Origin of the sequence: Bradyrhizobium valentinum (assembly GCF_001440405.1) — a bacterium.
Lineage (GTDB): Bacteria > Pseudomonadota > Alphaproteobacteria > Rhizobiales > Xanthobacteraceae > Bradyrhizobium > Bradyrhizobium valentinum.
The window spans coordinates 27289-45515 of sequence record NZ_LLXX01000218.1 but is presented as its reverse complement, the minus strand read 5'-3'; the positions used below and the strand labels follow the sequence as shown (position 1 = coordinate 45515).

At 63.8% G+C, this 18227-nt stretch carries 19 protein-coding genes and 1 riboswitch; of the genes, 10 read left to right on the top strand and 9 right to left on the bottom strand.

Features of this window, described 5'->3' with window-relative positions:
- Window positions 1-330, top strand: a 330-nt coding sequence (locus CP49_RS37780) for a DUF4175 family protein (protein WP_156438875.1), incomplete at its 5' end; no start/stop codon positions are given.
- A gap of 212 nt (window positions 331-542) precedes the next feature.
- Here CP49_RS37780 and CP49_RS37775 read toward each other — a convergent pair.
- Entirely contained in the window at window positions 543-920 is a 378-nt protein-coding gene (locus tag CP49_RS37775) for a response regulator (RefSeq protein ID WP_057855173.1), read from the bottom strand.
- A gap of 32 nt (window positions 921-952) precedes the next feature.
- Window positions 953-1828, bottom strand: coding sequence for an MJ0042-type zinc finger domain-containing protein (locus tag CP49_RS37770; RefSeq protein ID WP_057855180.1), 876 nt, complete (start codon window positions 1826-1828; stop codon window positions 953-955).
- Window positions 1829-2161: 333 nt separating this feature from the next.
- On the opposite strand from CP49_RS37770, the gene ftsE reads away from it, so the two are divergent.
- From ftsE to CP49_RS37755, 3 genes are all read left to right on the top strand, one after another.
- A complete protein-coding gene (ftsE, locus tag CP49_RS37765) occupies window positions 2162-2821 on the top strand; it encodes a cell division ATP-binding protein FtsE (RefSeq protein ID WP_057855172.1) in 660 nt (219 codons plus the stop codon).
- Window positions 2814-3785, top strand: coding sequence for a cell division protein FtsX (locus CP49_RS37760; RefSeq protein WP_057855171.1), 972 nt, complete (start codon window positions 2814-2816; stop codon window positions 3783-3785). The genes ftsE and CP49_RS37760 overlap by 8 nt, the downstream gene beginning before the upstream one ends.
- Window positions 3786-3885: 100 nt before the next feature.
- Window positions 3886-4599, top strand: coding sequence for a YdcF family protein (locus CP49_RS37755; protein ID WP_057855170.1), 714 nt, complete (start codon window positions 3886-3888; stop codon window positions 4597-4599).
- A gap of 114 nt (window positions 4600-4713) precedes the next feature.
- On the opposite strand, the gene CP49_RS43950 is transcribed toward CP49_RS37755, so the two are convergent.
- The gene (locus CP49_RS43950) at window positions 4714-5172 is read right to left on the bottom strand and encodes a DUF3237 family protein (RefSeq protein ID WP_245311064.1); all 459 of its coding nucleotides are present in this window, start codon (window positions 5170-5172) and stop codon (window positions 4714-4716) included.
- Between the two features lie 329 nt (window positions 5173-5501).
- Here CP49_RS43950 and CP49_RS37745 point away from each other — a divergent pair, with 329 nt between their 5' ends.
- Both CP49_RS37745 and CP49_RS37740 read left to right on the top strand, forming a co-directional pair.
- Entirely contained in the window at window positions 5502-5840 is a 339-nt protein-coding gene (locus tag CP49_RS37745) for a winged helix-turn-helix transcriptional regulator (RefSeq protein WP_057855169.1), read from the top strand.
- A gap of 349 nt (window positions 5841-6189) precedes the next feature.
- The gene (locus CP49_RS37740) at window positions 6190-6942 is read left to right on the top strand and encodes a sulfite exporter TauE/SafE family protein (RefSeq protein WP_057855168.1); all 753 of its coding nucleotides are present in this window, start codon (window positions 6190-6192) and stop codon (window positions 6940-6942) included.
- Window positions 6943-7075: 133 nt separating this feature from the next.
- On the opposite strand, the gene CP49_RS37735 is transcribed toward CP49_RS37740, so the two are convergent.
- Window positions 7076-7675 carry a gamma-glutamylcyclotransferase gene (locus CP49_RS37735; RefSeq protein ID WP_057855167.1) on the bottom strand — a complete coding sequence of 200 codons (600 nt, stop codon included), beginning with the start codon at window positions 7673-7675 and terminating at the stop codon, window positions 7076-7078.
- Window positions 7676-7785: 110 nt separating this feature from the next.
- On the opposite strand from CP49_RS37735, the gene CP49_RS37730 reads away from it, so the two are divergent.
- Entirely contained in the window at window positions 7786-8973 is a 1188-nt protein-coding gene (locus tag CP49_RS37730) for a DUF2125 domain-containing protein (protein ID WP_057855166.1), read from the top strand.
- 124 nt (window positions 8974-9097) lie between these two features.
- On the opposite strand, the gene CP49_RS37725 is transcribed toward CP49_RS37730, so the two are convergent.
- The 4 genes from CP49_RS37725 to CP49_RS37710 form a co-directional block, all read right to left on the bottom strand.
- Complete coding sequence (locus CP49_RS37725) at window positions 9098-9970, bottom strand: universal stress protein (protein ID WP_197423348.1); 873 nt, start codon at window positions 9968-9970, stop codon at window positions 9098-9100.
- Between the two features lie 345 nt (window positions 9971-10315).
- A complete protein-coding gene (locus tag CP49_RS37720; RefSeq protein ID WP_057855164.1) occupies window positions 10316-11254 on the bottom strand; it encodes a prephenate/arogenate dehydrogenase family protein in 939 nt (312 codons plus the stop codon).
- On the bottom strand, window positions 11251-12348 hold the full coding sequence (locus tag CP49_RS37715) for a pyridoxal phosphate-dependent aminotransferase (protein ID WP_057855163.1): 1098 nt from the start codon (window positions 12346-12348) through the stop codon (window positions 11251-11253). The genes CP49_RS37720 and CP49_RS37715 overlap by 4 nt, the downstream gene beginning before the upstream one ends.
- A gap of 27 nt (window positions 12349-12375) precedes the next feature.
- Window positions 12376-13236, bottom strand: coding sequence for a chorismate mutase (locus tag CP49_RS37710; protein WP_057855162.1), 861 nt, complete (start codon window positions 13234-13236; stop codon window positions 12376-12378).
- Window positions 13237-13413: 177 nt separating this feature from the next.
- Window positions 13414-13493, top strand: a riboswitch (SAM riboswitch).
- Window positions 13494-13576: 83 nt separating this feature from the next.
- On the opposite strand from CP49_RS37710, the gene metX reads away from it, so the two are divergent.
- The gene (gene metX, locus CP49_RS37705; RefSeq protein ID WP_082646443.1) at window positions 13577-14887 is read left to right on the top strand and encodes a homoserine O-acetyltransferase MetX; all 1311 of its coding nucleotides are present in this window, start codon (window positions 13577-13579) and stop codon (window positions 14885-14887) included.
- 1 nt (window position 14888) lies between these two features.
- Window positions 14889-15557 carry a methionine biosynthesis protein MetW gene (metW, locus tag CP49_RS37700; protein ID WP_057855161.1) on the top strand — a complete coding sequence of 223 codons (669 nt, stop codon included), beginning with the start codon at window positions 14889-14891 and terminating at the stop codon, window positions 15555-15557.
- A gap of 289 nt (window positions 15558-15846) precedes the next feature.
- On the opposite strand, the gene CP49_RS37695 is transcribed toward metW, so the two are convergent.
- Entirely contained in the window at window positions 15847-16713 is an 867-nt protein-coding gene (locus tag CP49_RS37695; RefSeq protein WP_057855160.1) for an alpha/beta fold hydrolase, read from the bottom strand.
- A gap of 258 nt (window positions 16714-16971) precedes the next feature.
- Here CP49_RS37695 and CP49_RS37690 point away from each other — a divergent pair, with 258 nt between their 5' ends.
- Entirely contained in the window at window positions 16972-17838 is an 867-nt protein-coding gene (locus CP49_RS37690; RefSeq protein WP_057855159.1) for a TIGR02594 family protein, read from the top strand.
- The last annotated feature ends 389 nt before the right edge of the window (window positions 17839-18227 follow it).

Below are 18227 nucleotides of genomic sequence, written 5' to 3'. Positions count from 1 at the left end.
GCGGTGGACTCCCAGGGCCGTGCGCTGGACGCGCTGCGCAAGGGCGCCCAGAGCCTGGCCGAGGCCATGCAGCAGGGTGACGGCGACCAGCCGGGCGACGGCCCCGGCAATCCGAGGGGCCGCCAGCAGGGCGCGGCCAACTCCAGCGATCCGCTGGGACGGCCGCTGCGCCACAACGAATTCACCGACGATTATACGGTGAAGATCCCCGGCGAGATCGACGTGCAGCGCGTGCGCCGCATCCTGGAAGAACTGCGCCGCCGTCTCGGCGATCCGTCCCGCCCGCAGATCGAACTCGATTACATCGAGCGGCTGTTGAAGGATTATTGATTTCACTCGATGCGTAGCAACCGTTGAACCCTCATGGTGAGGAGGCGCGCAGCGCCGTCTCGAACCACGAGGCCCCGCTGGTGCCATTCATCCTTCGAGACGCGCGAAGACGCGCTCTCAGGATGAGGTCTGGCAGGGGTGGCGAGCAATGAATGGAGCCGCGGCGTACTGGGTCCCCCGCCTTCGCGGGGGACGACGACCGTTGATGTGGTTTACCCGTTCTTCCCCGCCGCCAGCGCGTCCGCTACCGCCGTGCGGATGTCGTGCACCGCGAACGGCTTTGTCACAACGTCATGCACGATGGCGTTGAGACCGGAGGCGCGTTCGCGCTGATCGGCGAAACCGGTCATCAACAGGATCTTCACGTTGGGAAAATCGCGCGCCGCCGTCAGCGCCAGCGCGATGCCGTCCATGACAGGCATCTGGATGTCGGTCAGCAGCAGGTCGAACATGCCTTGCTCGCGGGTCAGGATATCGAGCGCTTCGGCGCCGTCCTCGGCGGTGACGGTCTCGTGGCCGTCCATGGCGATGGCGCGCGCCACCAGGGTGCGCATCGAATCCTCGTCGTCGGCTATCAGTACGCGTGGCATTGGTCTCTCGCCTCAGGGATGCCCGGTCTGGTTCAGGCGTGGCCGCCGGCCAGATCCCGCTTGTTGAAGAAGCGTACGTCGATATTGCGGCCTTCGGGCGGCGGCGAAGCCAGCCGCGACTTGAAATAGGCGCGTTCGCCGGGCTTGAGCACCGGCTGCTCGAGCACTGCGTTCCAGGCGTAGATCTCGGTGCCCTCCGCGTCGCGGACGGAAAAGCGCAGCCGCGGCAATTCCACCGGCTTTTTGGTCTCGCCTATGATCACGCCTTCGATGACCAGCACCGGCTTGCCGTCCACGGTCTCGTTGGTGACCTTGATGTCCTTGAACGCCAGCCCGCGCAGGTTTACGTCCAGCCCGACCATCGTGTAGAACGTCGCGGTCTGCGGCAGCAGCCGCACGACGTCGGTGCGCCAGATCATCAGCGCCAGTATCAGCGCGCCCATCGCGGCGCAGGCGGTCGGCAGGCCGACGGACGGCATGAATGGAATGCGGGGCAGGGCAGGCAGGCGGAAAAGACGCGCCAGCCGTTCGCGGTGCGTGGTGATCCGGACCTCCTCGTAGTCCTCCGCGTCCCGCCGGGCGACCGACGGCCAGTCGCTGTCGCCGCCCTGGTGCGAACCCTCGGCCTCGGCCGGCCAGCCGGCCGAAATCGAGGGGCTGTCGACTATTGGGGCGTCCTGCCCCTCTTCCTCGTGCGCCAGCGCCTCCCATTCGGCCGCCGCGTCGTTCACGGGCGGTGGGCTCGATGGCGCCATGGCGGGCACGGCGGCCGCCATTTCGATCGCGTCCTCGGGCCGCGCCAGCCAGGTTTCCTTGCAGCGGGAGCAGCGGACGGTGCGTCCGCCGGCGCCCAAGGTAGCCGGATTGATGGCGTAAGATGTTGTACAATGAGGGCAAACGATATGCACGGAGCCCATCTCCACAGTGTCTTTGCCTCGATGCTACATAGCGACCGTTAACGAATCGGAAACCATAACGGTCGCAAAACCGTTTTGTCCGGTTAGTACCCAAACCGGCGGACTACGAGCCCAAGGTCCAGGTTCGGGTCCAGGTTCAGGTACAAGTCCGGGGTTTCCGGCCGCGGCCCACGCCGAGCGGAGCTCGGCAACTGCCCACGCCGAGCGGAGCTCGGCAACTGCCCACGCCGAGCGAAGCTCGGCAACTGCCCATGTCGAGCGGAGCTCGGCAACTGCCCATGTCGAGCGGAGCTCGACCACGGCTCATGTCGAGCGGAGCTGAGCTTGGTTCGGTTCGAAAATGTCGGTTTGCGGTACGGGCTTGGCCCGGAGATTTTGCGCGACCTCTCCTTTGTGATTCCGGCCCATTCGTTTCAGTTTCTCACGGGACCCTCGGGCGCGGGCAAGACCTCGCTGCTGCGGCTGCTGTTTCTGTCGTTGCGGCCGACGCGCGGTCTCGTCAATCTGTTCGGCCAGGACGTCTCGCTGCTCGGCAAGGATCAGATCGCGAACCTGCGCACGCGCATCGGCATCGTGCTGCAGGATTTTCGGCTGCTCGACCACATGACGACCTATGAGAACGTGGCGCTGCCGTTTCGCGTGATGGGCCGTGAAGAATCCAGCTATCGCCGGGAGGTGATCGATCTCCTGAGATGGGTCGGGCTCGGCGAGCGCATGGATGCGCTGCCGCCGATTCTGTCGGGCGGTGAGAAGCAGCGCGCCGCGATCGCGCGCGCGGTGATCTCGCGGCCGCAATTGCTGCTGGCGGACGAACCGACCGGCAGCGTCGATCCGACGCTTGGCCGCCGCCTGCTGCGGCTGTTCATCGAATTGAACAGGCTGGGCACCGCGGTGATCATCGCGACCCACGACATCACGCTGATGGACCAGTACGAGGCGCGGCGGATGGTGCTGCACCAGGGACGGTTGCACATCTATGAGTAGGGCTGGTGACGAGCATGGGCCGCTGGTGGACCTCGGCAACGAACGTCCGCAGGTGCCGGCGCGCGCGCGCAACATGTCGCCGATCGTGCCGCGGGCATCGATCTCCGGCCGCGCGCTGGTCGCCGTCGTCGCCATCATGACGTTCCTTGCTTCCATCACCACCGGCACCGTGCTGCTGGTCAGCGCGTCCGCGGCGGAATGGCAGTCCGAAGTTGCCAGCGAAATCACCCTTCAGGTGCGCCCGCAATCAGGGCGCGATCTCGAGCGCGATATGACGGCGGCGGCGGAAGCGATGCGGACGCAGCCCGGCATCGTCCAGGTCAAGCCGTTCAGCAAGGACGAATCGGCGAAATTGCTGGAGCCGTGGCTCGGCAGCGGCCTGTCGATCGATCAACTGCCGGTGCCGCGTGTGATCGTGGCGCGCGTCCAGCCCGGCACCACGCTCGATCTTGCGGCTTTGCGCAGGGCAGTGATGCAGGTGGCGCCCACGGCGAGCGTCGACGATCACCGCGCCTGGATCGAGCGCATGCGCTCGATGACCGGGGCGACCGTATTCGCCGGCGTCGGAATTCTCGCGCTGGTGATCGTGGCGACGATTATCTCGGTTTCGTTCGCGACCCGCGGCGCTATGGCGGCCAACCGGCCGATCGTCGAGGTGCTGCATTTCGTCGGCGCCGGCGACCGCTATATCGCCAACCATTTCCTGCGGCATTTTCTCAGGCTTGGGCTGGAGGGCGGGGTGATCGGCGGCGGCGCCGCGATGCTGGGTTTCGGCTTCTCCGAATCGATCGCCGGCTGGTTCTCGGGCACCCCGGTCGGCGATCAGTTCGCAGCGCTGCTCGGGACATTTTCGCTGCCGCCCTCGGGTTACCTGGCACTCGCGGTACAGGCCGTGGCCATCGCCGCCATTACCGGCTGGGCCTCGCGGCGAACACTGTTCGCCACGCTGGACGACATCGATTGACGCGGGCAATGGCGTTCTACGGGCATGATCAGGGGGACGGGACTCCAATTCGCGTAAAAACGTTCTAGAATTGTACATGGGAAGAGGATCGCCGGACTACATGGATTTGCAGCACGACGACAGCACGCCGAGGGCGCCAGCCGCGCGGCCGCGCGGATGGATGCGTGCGGTCGTCGTCGGCACCATGGCGATTCTGTTCGTCGGCGCGGCCGTGGGTTTCATCGCCTTTCTTTCGCAATTGCGCGGCGTCGAAATCAAGCCGGCGCGCAGCGCTGACGGCATCGTGGTGTTTACCGGCGGCTCGTCGCGGGTGTCGGATGCGATGGAATTGCTGGCCGGCGGCTACGGCAAGCGGCTCTTGATTTCGGGCGTGCATCCGACCAATGCCGTGAGCGACATTTCGCGCTCGCTGCCCGTCAATCAGTCGTTGCTCCGCTGCTGCGTCGATCTCGACCGTTCCGCCGTCAACACGCGCAGCAATGCCGCGGAGACGCGGCGCTGGGCCCGCGAGCGCGGCTTCAAGTCGCTGATCGTGGTGACATCCAACTACCACATGCCGCGCGCGATCCTGGAATTGTCGCATGCGATGCCTGACATCACGCTGATTCCGTTCGCGGTGATCGGCGACCGATGGCGCGACGAGCCGTGGTGGACCAGCGGTGCGACGCTGCGTCTCTTGCTGTCGGAATATGTGAAATATGTCGCCGCCGAGGTGCGCGTGCGGCTGGCCGATGCCGGCATTGAACTCGCGCCCGAACCTTCCGATCAGCCCGCGCAGGCGCCGCGTCGGCCGACCACGGCGCAGGCTAACTAGGACGCGTAATGAATCCACGAATGGTGCGTCCGGCTCCATCGCGCGGCTTCCCAGGCCTCGCGCGAAACGATCGGCGGTGTTTTCACCGGAGTCACCTCCTGCGCGATGTCGCTTTCACTGCATGAAGCCTTCGGCGAGGACCTTCCCGGTCGCCAGGCTCGCGGTCCCCACGCCCCAGATCTGCCGCTCATTGACCCAGCCGTATTCTTTGGACGCGGTGGAGAGGCGGACGTTTGCGAAGATATCGAGCACCGGCTCGCCGGGTCGCGGCGCCGCTTGGCCGTCGCCAGACAACGCGATCCGGTGGCCGTCCTCGGTCTCGATGATCAAGTGCAGGTCGAGCTCCATGCGACCATCAGCGCGGACCCGCACATAGTCGACGCCGTGCGCCCGGCCCGCGAGGCGTCCCTCGTACCGCCCAGCGATCGCAAGGTCGAATTGGGCTCCGTGTAGCGGAATCGCTTCCTGACCGGAAAGGATGGCGTTCAAGCTCACGCCGTAGTCGGTGACTCCCGTGAGATCGAGTTCCATGTCGTAAATCTTCTCGCCCCTCATCGCAGTATTTCCAGTCATCTTGCTTCTCCTGCTGTAAGGCTTCCTTGTGGGAACTTCGAGAGGGCCAAAACTGAGCATCGATTTATTCTTTTTGCTCTGCGACTTTTGTCAATGAGGTACACCGGTGTTCCTCATTGTGCTTTTGCCGACCGCCGTTGAAATGACCGGGACACTTGCTGATTGAATTGCGTCGGCAATCGAATGGATTAAGAAATCCGCCAAGCACCGATGAATTTCAGTGGTTGCGCCGGTCTCACACACCGGGCGGGCAAGCCGGCTGACGTTGCCGTCTTCCGGATCACGACGCGAGGGCATTCAAAAAAGGATAGCCGGGGAGCTGAGGCAAAATGAAAGAAAGATTTGACGTGCATCTGCGTGTCACCCCTACGCTTTTCATCGGCAAATGGACGGTCAGGATCCTTTTCTTGTTGGAGGAGCGGCCCTACCACCATGGGGAGCTGCGGCGCCGCTTGGGAGCCATCTCACAGCGGATGCTGACCCACACGCTTCGCAACCTTGAAACGACCGGGCTTATCTCCAGAGAGGTCACGCGATCAAGATCAGTAAGAGTCAAGTACTCGCTGACCAAGTTAGGCAGAAGCTTCATGGTTCCGCTAAACAGTGTCTGCCGTTGGATTGATCGCAATCGCACGGGCTTAAGCGCGACAATCGATCTTTCAAAGTAGCCGCGCGCGCCCGTCTCTACCGATGCCCACATTAGACGCCGGATGTCCGCAAGGGATCATCATCGGACGTTAACCGACGCGTGCCGCGCATCCTTCGCATGACTCGAAGCCGCTCAATCAACTGGGACAACAGGCGTGCAATGAAGCGCGGCATCCATTCGCCCGACATTTGGTTCACGGCGGTGACGACGCACCTTATGTTTAGAGCGATTTTGCGGAACAGCAGTGCGTGTTGTTGATGAAATTGGGAACGCCTTTGGCTTGTTAAAGAATATGAGGTCGATAGTGTGGACGCCGTGCGCGCTGCTGGCGTTCGTAACCGGCGGAAATAAGTCGATCGGGGATTCCCATGTGGGACGACGTACTTCTTTACGTCATCATAGGCTTCGTCGCGCAAATGATCGATGGTGCGATCGGCATGGCCTACGGCGTAACGGCTACCTCTGTGCTCCTCGGCCTGGGCGTGCCTCCCGCCACCGCAAGCGCGTGTGTGCATGCGGCGGAGACATTCACCACCGGCGCCTCGGGTCTCGCCCATTGGCGCTTTGGCAATGTTGACCGCAAACTGCTTCTGCGTCTTGCCATTCCGGGAATGATTGGTGGGGCAATCGGCGCCTATGCACTCTCCGAACTCCCCGGCGAAGCCTTGAAGCCTTTCATCAGCGCTTACCTCCTTCTGCTTGGCGCTTTTATCGTCTGGAAGGCGCTAGCGGCTCGCCCCATTGAGGCACCTACTCCGCGCGCAGTCGGCCCTCTGGGTTTGTTCGGCGGCGTCCTCGACGCCATTGGCGGAGGAGGATGGGGCCTGATCGTGACCTCTACACTCCTTGGCCAAGGCGCGACGCCGCGCTACGCCATCGGCTCAGTCAACTTGGCCGAGTTTTTCGTCACTTTGACCATATCAACGACTTTCTTTCTCACCGTTGGCCTGAGCCTGTGGCCTATCATCGCCGGTCTTGTCATCGGGGGAGTCATCGCGGCGCCGTTCGCAGCGCTTGCGACCAAACACATCCCGGATAAAGTCCTGATGCTTCTGGTCGGCTGCGTCGTAGTGCTCTTAAGCCTGCGCACAATCCTCATGGCACTCGCATCCGGTCCATAGGTCGGCTAAGGGTAGGTCATTAACAGACATGCGCGGCCCCGACCTTCGAGGTCCGCTTTGCCTCCAATGGCGGATGAGGGCTATCGCGGCCACTGGATTTCATTTCAGTCTGCTTTATGAGTACACATTCAGCTCAACGGTCGCTGTTCTCTGCGGGAAGGGGCAGCGGATGCTGGTCGTGCAGCATCGCCGCGAGCCGGTGCAGATGCGAATCGCGAAAGCCGGCCGCCTCGATCGCCTTCACGGTGGCCAGAACGTAGTCGCGGTTGACGCCGGACTGGCCGTGCCCTTGCAGCACGTGACGTAATTGTTCTGCCAGCGACAGCCGTCCGGCATATTGCACGTGGCCGCGGTCGACCACATAGACGAGCGCACTGACGCGCTGGCGCGCCTCGTTCTCCAGCCACACCGATCGTTTCACCTCGCGGTACACCGAGGTGACCTGCTCGCGCTCGCGCAAATAGGCGATGGTTGCGGCGCGGTTCTTTTCCGCGATCCGGAACGCGACGCCGCGACAGGCGCCGCCGCGGTCGAGCCCGAGCACGAGGCCGGGTTTTTCCGGCGTGCCGCGATGAACGAAGGAATAGACGCAGAGCGCGCGGTGTTCGCCGATCAGTCGCGCCGGAACCCGTTCGATGAATTCGAAGCCGGGGCGCCACATCAGGGAGCCGTAACCGAACACCCAGAGGTCGCCTGTCGAGAATTCAGTATCGTTGATGGCAATCGCGGACATGCCCTTGCACCGCTACCAGAACGGCATGGTAAAGCGAAGCAGATTCAGTGCCTTTTGTTGCTGACAGCGGATGCTTACATTTGACAAAATCGCTAGCCAAAGGACGCCGCATGCCTGACATGATCCCTGCGCCGAGCCGGCGCCCGCTGTGGCGCCTCTTCATCGCGCCTGCACTGCTCCTTGTCGTTGCGGCGGCATGGAGCGCGTTCTGGTTCTACGCTGCTTCCGAAGTCGGCGTGCGCGCCGACGCGTGGGCGGCGCAGGAAGCAAAAGCCGGCCGGGTCTATGCCTGCGGCAAGCGCTCGGTGGCGGGCTTCCCGTTCCGCCTTGAAGTCCGCTGCGACGACGCCAGCGTTTCGCTGGTTTCGCAGACGGCGGGCGCGCAGGCGCCGTTCACCGCGCGGCTCGGCGAAATCATGGTGATCGCGCAGATCTACCAGCCGAGACTCCTGATCGCCGAATTCAAGGCGCCGGCAACGCTGGCCGATCGCGGCCAGCCGCCATCGATGAAGGTGAACTGGACGAGTGGCCGCAGCAGCGTGACGGGGTTACCCGATATTCCGCAGCGCGCATCCATCGTGTTCGACAATCCCTCGATCGACCGTGTCAACGGACAGGTAGCGACGCCGCTCGCGCGCGCCAATCATGTTGAACTGCACGGCCGGCTCGCGGAGGGATCGCCCGCCGCCAATCCGGTGATCGAGACGGTGCTGCAGATAGCGGGCGGCAGCGTGCAGGAGCTGCACCCGGTGCTCGCCGCGCCCTTCGACGCCGACATCCAGACCAAGCTCACGGGCCTGAAGGATTTTACGCCGAAGCCATGGCCCGAACGGTTCAGGGAATTGCAGGCAGCGGGCGGCCATGTCGAGATCGTGCGGTCGCGGGTTCAACAGGGCGATCTGATCTCGTTGGCCGCGGGAACGTTGCGCCTCAACGCCCAGGGGCGGATCGACGGCGAATTGCAGATGACCGTGACGGGGTTGGAGCGCGTGATCCCAGCGCTTGGAATCGAAAAGATGCTGGAGGAGGGCGTGCCGCAGGCAACGCTCGATCGCGTCGCGCCGGGCGTCAAGACGCAGGACCTCAACAATCTGTTCGGCGCGCTCGACAGGGCTATCCCGGGCCTCGGCAAGGCCGTCAAGCAGAACGCCAATGCCGGCGTCGCCGCAGGCATCAACTCGCTCGGCAAGGAGGCGGAGCTGGAAGGCAAAAAAGCGCGCGCCTTCCCGCTGCGCTTTGTTGACGGCGCGGTGTTTCTGGGTCCGATAAAAGTGGGGCAGGTGCCGCCGCTGTTTTAGGCGTCGTTACTCGCGAATCTCTCCGCGTCATTGCGAGCCACTGGCCCCCGACCCGCCTTCGGCGAGTGAGGCCATAGCGTTGGCGTCGGCGGCAACCCGAGCTGGGGTTGCGTTCCGACGAGGGCTAATGCGCCAAGAGAACGGGGCGTGCCGAAGCGTTCTTAAGGATGTGGCGCGTGGCCCCGCCCAGAAGCATCTCGCGCAGGCGGCTGTGCGAATAGGCGCCCATGATCAGCAGGCCGGCTTCATGCTCTGCCCCCGCCGCGAGCAGCGTATCGCCCACCGAGCGCAATTCCGGTGCAACTACCTGCGCGGTCGCACCGATGCCATGACAGCGCAAATAGGCAAGCACCTCCGCCTGCGAGGCTTGGCGATTGCTGGCGTCCCGATCAACGCTTATGACCTGCACTGATTTGGCGAGTTGCATGAACGGTATGGCTGCCGAGACCGCGTGCCAGCATTCCGGGCTCTCGTCCCAGGCGATCATCGCGCTGTCGGTCAGATCACTCTGCAGGCTAGCCGGCGCCAACAGCACGGGGCGACGGGTCTGCAGCAGCGATTGCTCGGCAATGTCCATAAGCGATTCCATCACGGTGGCGCTTGCAGCGACCATCAGGTCGAAGGCAGCGGCCCGTTGCACCGCGATTTCCACATACGATCCCTCGGCTTCGCGCCAGGATGCTGCGAGCGGGCTGCCGGGCTCGTCGCTCGCCGATAGCATCGGGATGCCGACTACCGCGCAGGCCTGCGCAAAAACCTCACGCGCATCCCGCACAGTTCGCTCCCGTTCCTCGGCGTGCCAGTTTACCGGGAGGGCCGCCGTTCGTCCCATTTCGGTGGCCGTTAGGCCGCCACGCGTGACCGGCGGCGGCGGCTCGCTGATGAACAATGCCTGGACGTGAGCCCCCAACGCCTTCGCGGCAGACAGGGCCGTTTCAATTTGACCGGTGTGACTGGCTGAGCCGGGCAGTGGAACCAGGATTCGCTTGATGCTCATGAGAGCCTCCTGCGATGCCGCCGTTTGCGACAACAGACGGCACATGTGTGTGTTGAGCCGAAAGCAAAATCGCGCAATCCCGCAAAGTTCATAACTCCCAGGAAACCCCAAAGTTCCGGAGACCGCAGGTGTGCCGGTTGCCGTGCCGCGAGAACGCGAATGTTTGGCTCTTTGAAAATTCAATCACACCCATTCCGTCGTCCTGGACAAGCGAGCGTAGCGAGCGCGATCCGGGACCCATACGCCGCGGCGGTTGTTGTCTTGGCAAGATGGCGGCCGGCTTTCCTTCAATAGTTGGCGACGGTGGCTATGGGTCCCTGCGTTCGCAGGGACGACTATGGATTCTCACTCCGCCTTCTTCAGCGGCGGATGCGGGCGGCCGAAATCCGGGGCTGCCGAATCCTGGCCGATCTCGACGATGCCGCGGCGGATGGCGCGGGTGCGGGCGAAATGCTCGAACAGCGCTTCGCCGTCGCCCCGGCGGATGGCGCGGGTGAGCTTTGAGAGATCCTCGTTGAAGGTGCCGAGCATTTCCAGCACGGCCTCCTTGTTGTTCAAGAACACGTCGCGCCACATCGTCGGGTCCGATGCTGCGATGCGGGTGAAATCGCGAAAGCCGCCGGCGGAGAATTTGATCACTTCTGATGATGTCACCTGCGCCAGCTCGTCGGCGGTGCCGACGATGGTGTAGGCGATCAGGTGCGGCAGGTGGCTGGTGATCGCCAGCACCAAATCGTGGTGGTCGGGCGTCATGGTCTCGACCTTCGCGCCCATGCCGGCCCAGAATGCGCCGAGCGCTTCGATCGCCATCGGATCGGTGCCGTCGGGCGGCGTGAGGATGCACCAGCGGTCGATGAATAGTTCGGCGAAACCGGAATCGGGGCCGGAATGTTCGGTGCCCGCCACCGGATGCGCCGGAACGAAATGAACATTCGCCGGCAGATGCGGCGCCATCTCGCGTACGATCGCGCCCTTCACCGAGCCGACATCGGAGACGATCGCCCCGGCTTTCAGGTGTGGCGCGATTTCCTGGGTCACCGGACCGCAGGCGCCGACCGGGATGCAGAGGATCACGAGGTCGGCGTCCTGAACGGCCTCCGCGTTGGTCGCCAGCACGCGATCGACGATGTTAAGTTCTGTCACCCGCGCACGGGTTTTTTCCGAGCGTGCGGTGGTGACGATTTCGCTGGCGAGCGCTTGCGCCCGCGCCGCGCGCGCGATCGAGCCGCCGATCAGGCCGAAGCCGATCAGCGCGACGCGTCGGAAGATCGGCGCGGTGCTCACTTGGCCGCCATGAAGTCGCGCAAGGCATCGACGACGAGGCGGTTGGCCTCCTCGGTGCCGATGGTCATGCGTAGCGCGTGCGGCAGGCCGTAATTGTTGAGCGCCCGCAGCACCAGACCCCGTTTGGTGAGGAATGCATCCGCATCGACCGAGGTCTTGCCCTTCTCGATCGGAAAATGGATCAGCACGAAATTAGCGACGCTCGGCGTCACCTTGAGCCCGAGCTTGCCGATCTCTTCCGTCAGCCAGTTGCGCCACTCTTCGGTGAATGCCTTCGACTTCTGGACATGCGCGGTATCCTCGATCGCGGCGACCGCCGCCAGCATCGCTGGCGTCGAGACGTTGAAGGGCCCGCGAATGCGGTTGACCGCGTCGATGATGTGCGCAGGACCGAACATCCAGCCGACACGTAAGCTCGCCAGCCCGTGAATCTTGGAGAAGGTGTGCGTCATCACGGTATTCTCGGTGGTCGCCACCAGCTCCAGGCCGAGCTCATAGTCGTTGCGCGACACGTAGTCGGAATAGGCGGCGTCGAGCACCAGCAGCACATGCGGCGGCAGTCCGGCGCGCAGCCGCTTGACCTCGTCGAACGGCACGTAGGTGCCGGTCGGGTTGTTCGGGTTGGCCAGCCACACCAGTTTTGTGCGCGGCGTCACGCGCGCCAGGATGGCGTCGACGTCGGCGGTGAAATTGGTTTCCGGCGCGATAATGTTCTTGGCGCCGTTCGCCATGGTAGCGATCGGATACACCAGGAAGCCGTGCGTGGTGGAGATCGCTTCATCGCCCTGGCTGAGATAGGTGTGCGCCAGGAGATTGAGGATTTCGTCCGAGCCGGCGCCGCAGATGATGCGGCCCGGATCGAGCCCGTAGGCGCGGCCGATCGCCTCGCGCAGCACCCGTGACGTTCCTTCCGGGTAGTCCTCCAGATGCGCCGCCGCCTCCTTGTAGACAGCTATCGCCTTCGGCGACGGCCCGAACGGGGTCTCGTTGGCGGACAGCTTGAACACCTTGCGGCCCGGCTCCGGCATCGGGGTTTTGCCGGGCGTGTAGGGCGCAATATCGAGAATGCCGGGATTCGGCACGGGGCGGTTCATCTTTAACTCCGGAATTTCGGGCGACGTTTAAGGCTTGGCCGACCCGTTCGGGGGCACCGTATAGCGCGTTGCGTGGCTGCCGACGAGAGCCGAAGAGCGCACCGAGGCACCGGCCTGGATCAGGGCTGTCTTGATCTTCTCGAAGCCGCTGCCGGCATCCGACACCAGAAGCGCCGCCCCGTCGAAGGCGGTATCGGGCACGGCGACGATCTCGGCGAGCGGCGCCAGCGCGCGGGCGATATCGGCATTCCACCCCGAGACGCGCACGCTCCACATCTGGACTTCCGTCACCATGGCGTCGTCGGCGACCCGCGAGATCACGAAGACGGGCAGCGCCGCCGGATGATCGGCGCGTTCGAGGAACGGCAGCCTCGCGATGATTTTTGGCGCGCCTTCGGCTTCGAGCAGATTCCACCACGGCGTGCGGCTCGAGATCGCCGAGACCAGCGCCAGATCGCCCTTCGATTTCGCGACCGCCTCGACGGCGGCCTGCGCGCTGAAATGGCCGACATAAGGCACGACGAAGCCGAAGTGAAACCGCGCCGAATCCCGCATCGCGGGTTCGCCGACGGAGACATCCGCATGCACCGAGAACGGCGCCTGCACGTACGTGAACGTCGAGATGATGACGCGCCAGATGCTCTCGATGGTGTCGAGCGGCAGGATGCCGCGATGGCGCTCGACCAGGCTGCGCATCATGCTGGCCTCGCGCGCAGGCCGGAACGCGGAGCCGACTTCCTGGGTCTGCTTCACCTGGATCAGGCGGTCGATGATGTCGCCACGCGCCATCAGCAGGCGATGAACCTGCTCGTCGATCGCGTCGATCTCCTTGCGCAATTCCTGCAGCGAGGGCGGAGCCGGGGGAGGCTTGGAGGGAGCCTTGGACATTTCGAGTGACCTGACGAGAGCTTTCCTGAACAGCGGCGCGCGCTGTGTCTTTCAAGGATGAAGCCCGTTCTCTCTCATGGCTCGAGACGGCGCAAGCGCCTCCTCACCATGAGGGCATGCGCTGCCACGGTTAACCATGCCCCTGCCTTGACGAAAGGGCCGCTTCGGACTAGTTTTGAGCCATTCCGTGGTCATTTGAGCCGGCCGGCTTGCAGCCACGTTAAACAACTCGCTAAACAGGCCGGGGACAGAGTTGATCCCGGCCGAACCTTTGTTCAGGCCGGGTTTTTTATGGCCTGATTTCTGTCTGTAGAGCCTCCGCGAGGAGGTCGGTGCCGATATGACCGACGTCGTACCATCGATACCCAGTCCGGCGATCCATAGTGAGGATCGCGCGCAGGAGGCCGATCATCCTGCTTCGCAGGTCGTGAAATTCGGCATTGACCAGCCCTTGAGGCTCGATTGCGGCGTCGATCTGGCGCCGTTTCAGATCGCCTATCAGACCTATGGTCAACTCAACGCCGATCGTTCCAATGCCATCCTGATCTGCCACGCGTTGACGCTCGACCAGCACGTCGCCAATTCGCATCCGCTGACCGGCAAGGCCGGCTGGTGGGAAATCATGGTCGGTCCCGGTCGTCCGCTCGACACCGACAAGTATTTCATCATCTGTTCGAACGTGATCGGCGGCTGCATGGGATCGACCGGTCCGGCCTCGACCAATCCGGCCACCGGCAAGGTGTGGGGCCTGGATTTTCCAGTCGTCACGATCCCGGACATGGTCCGCGCGCAGACCATGCTGCTCGACCGCCTCGGCGTCGAGACGCTGTTCTGCGTCATCGGCGGATCGATGGGCGGCATGCAGGTGCTGCAATGGACCGCCGCCTATCCCGAGCGCGTGTTCTCGGCATTGCCGGTCGCGTGCTCGACGCGCCACTCGGCGCAGAACATCGCATTCCACGAACTCGGCCGGCAGGCGGTGATGGCCGATCCCGATTGGCGCGGCGGCCGCTATTTCGACCAGCGCACCCATCCGCATCGGGGCCTCGGCGTGGCGCGGATGGCGGGTCACATCACCTATCTCTCCGACGCCGCGCTGCACCGCAAGTTCGGGCGGCGGATGCAGGATCGCGACCTGCCGACATTCTCGTTCGACGCGGATTTCCAGGTCGAAAGCTATCTGCGTTATCAAGGCTCGTCCTTTGTCGAGCGCTTCGACGCCAACAGCTATCTCTATCTGACACGGGCAATGGACTATTTCGACATCGCCGCCGACCATGGCGGCGTGCTGGCAAAAGCGTTCGCCGGCATCAAGACGCGGTTCTGCGTGGTTTCGTTCACCTCCGACTGGCTGTTCCCGACTTCGGAATCGCGCGCGCTGGTGCATGCGCTGAACGCATCGAGCGCGCGGGTGTCGTTCGCGGAAATCGATACGGATCGCGGCCACGACGCCTTCCTGCTCGACGTACCGGAATTCTTCGACATCTCGCGTGCGTTCCTGCAATCTGCGGGCAAGGCGCGCGGTCTCGACAGCGTAGCGTTTTCAAGCGAAGTGGATACCGGTTCGCATAGCAATCAAGCTCGCGCAGATTGCGTAGACTTATCTGCGGTAGAAAACGCGTTAAAACGAAAAAGCTCTGGAGGTGGCTGACATGGCTCTTCAGGAACAGGCCTTGCCGCTCGGCGGCGTAGCTCCCGACCGCACCGGCAACTTCCGCACCGACCACCTCTTGGTCGCCGAGATGATCGGGCGTGGGGCGAAGGTGCTCGACGTCGGCTGCGGCGACGGCGAGCTGCTGCAGCTCCTGGAGAGCCGCGGCATCGACGGCCGCGGCATCGAATTGTCGCGCGAGGGCGTCAACCGCTGCGTCGCCAAGGGCCTTGCGGTGGTGCAGGGCGACGCCGACACCGACCTCGTCAACTATCCCGACGATGCCTTCGATTACGTGGTCCTGTCGCAAACGCTGCAGGCGACACGGCAGCCGAAGGTCGTGCTGGAGAATCTCTTGCGCATCGGCCGGCGCGCCATCGTCTCGTTTCCGAATTTCGGCTTCTGGAAGATGCGGCTGCAGCTCCTGATTGGCGGCCACATGCCGCGCACCGAGAATTTGCCGGCGACCTGGTACGACACCGCCAACATCCATTTCTGCACCATCAAGGATTTCGTCGAGCTGTGCGACGCCATCAACGTCAAGATGGAGCGCGCGGTGGCGCTCGATCTCTACGGCCGCCCGGTGCCGCTGAACCTGCCGTGGTGGGTATGGAACATGTTCGGCGAGCAGGGCGTGTTTTTGCTCAGCCGGGGCAGGGTGGGGAGATAAGATGTGTGCGACACCACTAGCCGAGCGCGTCTTGGCCACGAGCACGCTGGTCGGGCTCCCTCCCCCCTTGCGGGGGAGGGTTGGGGAGAGGGGTAAGCCCCGGGGTCCGGCCGAAGAGATACGGCGAGCTCACGCAACGCGGCGCGCATTTGCAAATGGAAGATTTGCGCGGAGGCTTGTTGCTATCCCATCCAACGACGGAGCAAGCGGCACCCCTCTCCCCAACCCTCTCCCGCAAGGGGAGAGGGAACTTCCGCCGGTGCGTCCCTCACATGTGTTGCGCTGCGGCTCACACCGCCACCATCGACCTCGGATCGCGCACCGGCCATCGCCCGGCCTCCACCAGCGCGATGAACCGCTCGACCATCTCGTTGAACAGCGCCGGCTCTTCCAGATTCAGCACATGTCCTGATTTCGGAAAGAGCGACAGCCCCGCCGCGGGCAGATGCTGCTTCAGGAACAGGCTGGGTTCGATGCAATTGTCGTCCTCGTCGCCGCACAGGATCAGCGCCGGTGTCGGCACGCGTCGGATTGCCTCCGTCATGGTGTAGATCGACGGCCGCTTGCCTTGAAAGCTGCGCATCGTGTTGGCCGAGCCTCTGGCGTCGTGCCGCGCCAGCGCGGCGTAGAAATCGGCGTGGCCGCGCGGATCCTTCAGGAGGAACGGAATCCGGCTCGGCGCCTCCCGCGTCACCTTGGCGACTTCCACCGAGCCGATCGCCTCATACTGCTCGGCATTGGCCCGGCATTGCGCGCGAAAGGCGTCGAGATTATCGAGCGACGAGCCGGCGCCGACGGCGGCGAGTGTCATCGACAGCGCACGGTCGGCTGCGTTGAGGCCGACCTGCAGCGAGGAATAGGAGCCCATCGACAGACCGACGAAATGCGCTTTGGCGATGCCGAGGTGATCGAGCACGGCGAGCGCGTCGGTGTAGAAATACTCATAGGTATAGACCTCAGCCGAGACCGGCACGTCGGATGGCGTGTAGCCGCGCGCCGAATAGGCGATGCAGCGGTGACCGCGCGAGAAGTAACGCATCTGCGGCTCCCAGTTGGTATGGTCGGCCGCGAACTCGTGCAGGAAGACGATCGGCGTCCCGCTTCCCGCCTCTTCGAAGTAGAGCCGGACGTTGTCCTTGGCGGCGGCATAGGGCATTTCGTTTTCCTCTCGATTTTCTTGTTTTTGCGCAACATGATTACGCGCTCGCCTCTGAAAATTGCAGTTAATTCTTTGGCCTGCAATGCGGCGGAATGGCTTCATTTTCGCCGCTGAATCAACGCGGAATCACCCCGAAATTGTTTCCGTGCTGCCACATGAAATCTTCCTCTCGTCACATCGCCAAACGCAAAACGCCGGCCGCGTTCGTTCGTACGCGAACGCAAATGGGAAGTTGGGGTGTAAAGAGGATTGAGTATGAGTCAGTTGTTTGCGTTTCGCCGGTCGCTTCGTTTCATCGCGCTGGCACTGTGTTCGGCTTCCATCTTCGTATTTGTCTCTCCGGCTTCAGCAAGACCTCACCACGGCGCAGGGCGGCACGCTCGCGCTTATCACGCCGGCCATCACGTCAAGCATTACGCATATCGCCACCATCGCCATGCTATCAGGATGTCGCGCTGGGAGCGCAGGGCTGCGCGAATGCAGGCCGGCGGCTTTGCCGGCATCAACCCGAGCTTCACGGGGAGCAGCGCAGGGATGATGGCACCTGGCGGCTTCGCCTCGTCCAACGCCGTCACAGCGTCGCGCGCCGATCGCGCCAGCCGTCGTGCCCGGCTCCGCCACGCTGCGCACGCATCCCGCTGGGAGCGTGGCGTTGCGCAGATGCATGCGCGCGGTCTTGCCGACACCAATGCAAGCGTCGCAACGAATGCGAGCGTCGGGCCGAATGAAACCGTGACACCGACCACCGGTGCGACGGCCTCAAGCTTCAGCTCATCGAACGTTGTCGCTGAAGCGCGCAAGTATCTCGGCGGCAACCCGACGGGGCGCGGCAGCCTGTGGTGCGCGCGGTTCATGAACATGGTGCTGCAGCATTCCGGCTATCGCGGCACCGGCTCTGACATGGCGAGCTCGTTCGCGAAATACGGCCAGCGCGTTTCCGGCCCGCAGGTCGGCGCGATCGCCGTGATGTCGCGCGGCCGCCGCGGCGGCCATGTCGGCATCATCACCGGCATCGATGCCAAGGGCAATCCGATCATGATTTCGGGAAACAACGGCAACCGGGTCCGCGAGACGCCGGTCTCGCGCGGCCGGATCTACGCCTACGTCATGCCGACGAGCTGATCTGTCAGTTCTCCTGGTAGCCCCGCGCACACTGCGCTCCCTCCCCCCTTGCGGGGGAGGGCTGGGGAGAGGGGTAAGCCACGTGCACCGTCTTTGCCGCCACCCCTCTCCCTAACCCACGAGCGAGCTTCGCTCGTCTCGGACCCGCAAGGGGAGAGGGAACGCACCTCCCGAGATGGAAGAGAGACAACTGTGTTCAAAGCATCTCGGACGGCGCCCGCCTGGAGCGAAGGTCATTCGCTCACGGGAGCACTTCGACCCTCGCCGCCATGTCGGGGGCGCGTGTGACGCGGTATGTCGCGTTGCTGCATTTGAGGACCCAGACGGCGCGGTCCGGCTGTGAGCGCTTCCTGTCCCTGGTGGCGCCGAGCGCCTTGTCACAGGCGTAC

Excerpts from the sequence above, each read along its gene's own strand:
- CP49_RS37715 (WP_057855163.1), bottom strand. The coding sequence starts at position 12,348 with ATGAACCGCCCCGTGCCGAATCCCGGCATTCTCGATATTGCGCCCTAC.
- CP49_RS37760 (WP_057855171.1), top strand. The coding sequence starts at position 2,814 with ATGAGTAGGGCTGGTGACGAGCATGGGCCGCTGGTGGACCTCGGCAAC.
- CP49_RS37725 (WP_197423348.1), bottom strand. The coding sequence starts at position 9,970 with ATGAGCATCAAGCGAATCCTGGTTCCACTGCCCGGCTCAGCCAGTCAC.
- CP49_RS37745 (WP_057855169.1), top strand. The coding sequence starts at position 5,502 with ATGAAAGAAAGATTTGACGTGCATCTGCGTGTCACCCCTACGCTTTTC.
- CP49_RS37695 (WP_057855160.1), bottom strand. The coding sequence starts at position 16,713 with ATGCCCTATGCCGCCGCCAAGGACAACGTCCGGCTCTACTTCGAAGAG.
- CP49_RS37755 (WP_057855170.1), top strand. The coding sequence starts at position 3,886 with ATGGATTTGCAGCACGACGACAGCACGCCGAGGGCGCCAGCCGCGCGG.
- CP49_RS37775 (WP_057855173.1), bottom strand. The coding sequence starts at position 920 with ATGCCACGCGTACTGATAGCCGACGACGAGGATTCGATGCGCACCCTG.
- CP49_RS37710 (WP_057855162.1), bottom strand. The coding sequence starts at position 13,236 with ATGTCCAAGGCTCCCTCCAAGCCTCCCCCGGCTCCGCCCTCGCTGCAG.
- CP49_RS37730 (WP_057855166.1), top strand. The coding sequence starts at position 7,786 with ATGCCTGACATGATCCCTGCGCCGAGCCGGCGCCCGCTGTGGCGCCTC.
- CP49_RS43950 (WP_245311064.1), bottom strand. The coding sequence starts at position 5,172 with ATGACTGGAAATACTGCGATGAGGGGCGAGAAGATTTACGACATGGAA.
- metW (WP_057855161.1), top strand. The coding sequence starts at position 14,889 with ATGGCTCTTCAGGAACAGGCCTTGCCGCTCGGCGGCGTAGCTCCCGAC.
- CP49_RS37735 (WP_057855167.1), bottom strand. The coding sequence starts at position 7,675 with ATGTCCGCGATTGCCATCAACGATACTGAATTCTCGACAGGCGACCTC.
- CP49_RS37740 (WP_057855168.1), top strand. The coding sequence starts at position 6,190 with ATGTGGGACGACGTACTTCTTTACGTCATCATAGGCTTCGTCGCGCAA.
- CP49_RS37690 (WP_057855159.1), top strand. The coding sequence starts at position 16,972 with ATGAGTCAGTTGTTTGCGTTTCGCCGGTCGCTTCGTTTCATCGCGCTG.
- metX (WP_082646443.1), top strand. The coding sequence starts at position 13,577 with ATGACCGACGTCGTACCATCGATACCCAGTCCGGCGATCCATAGTGAG.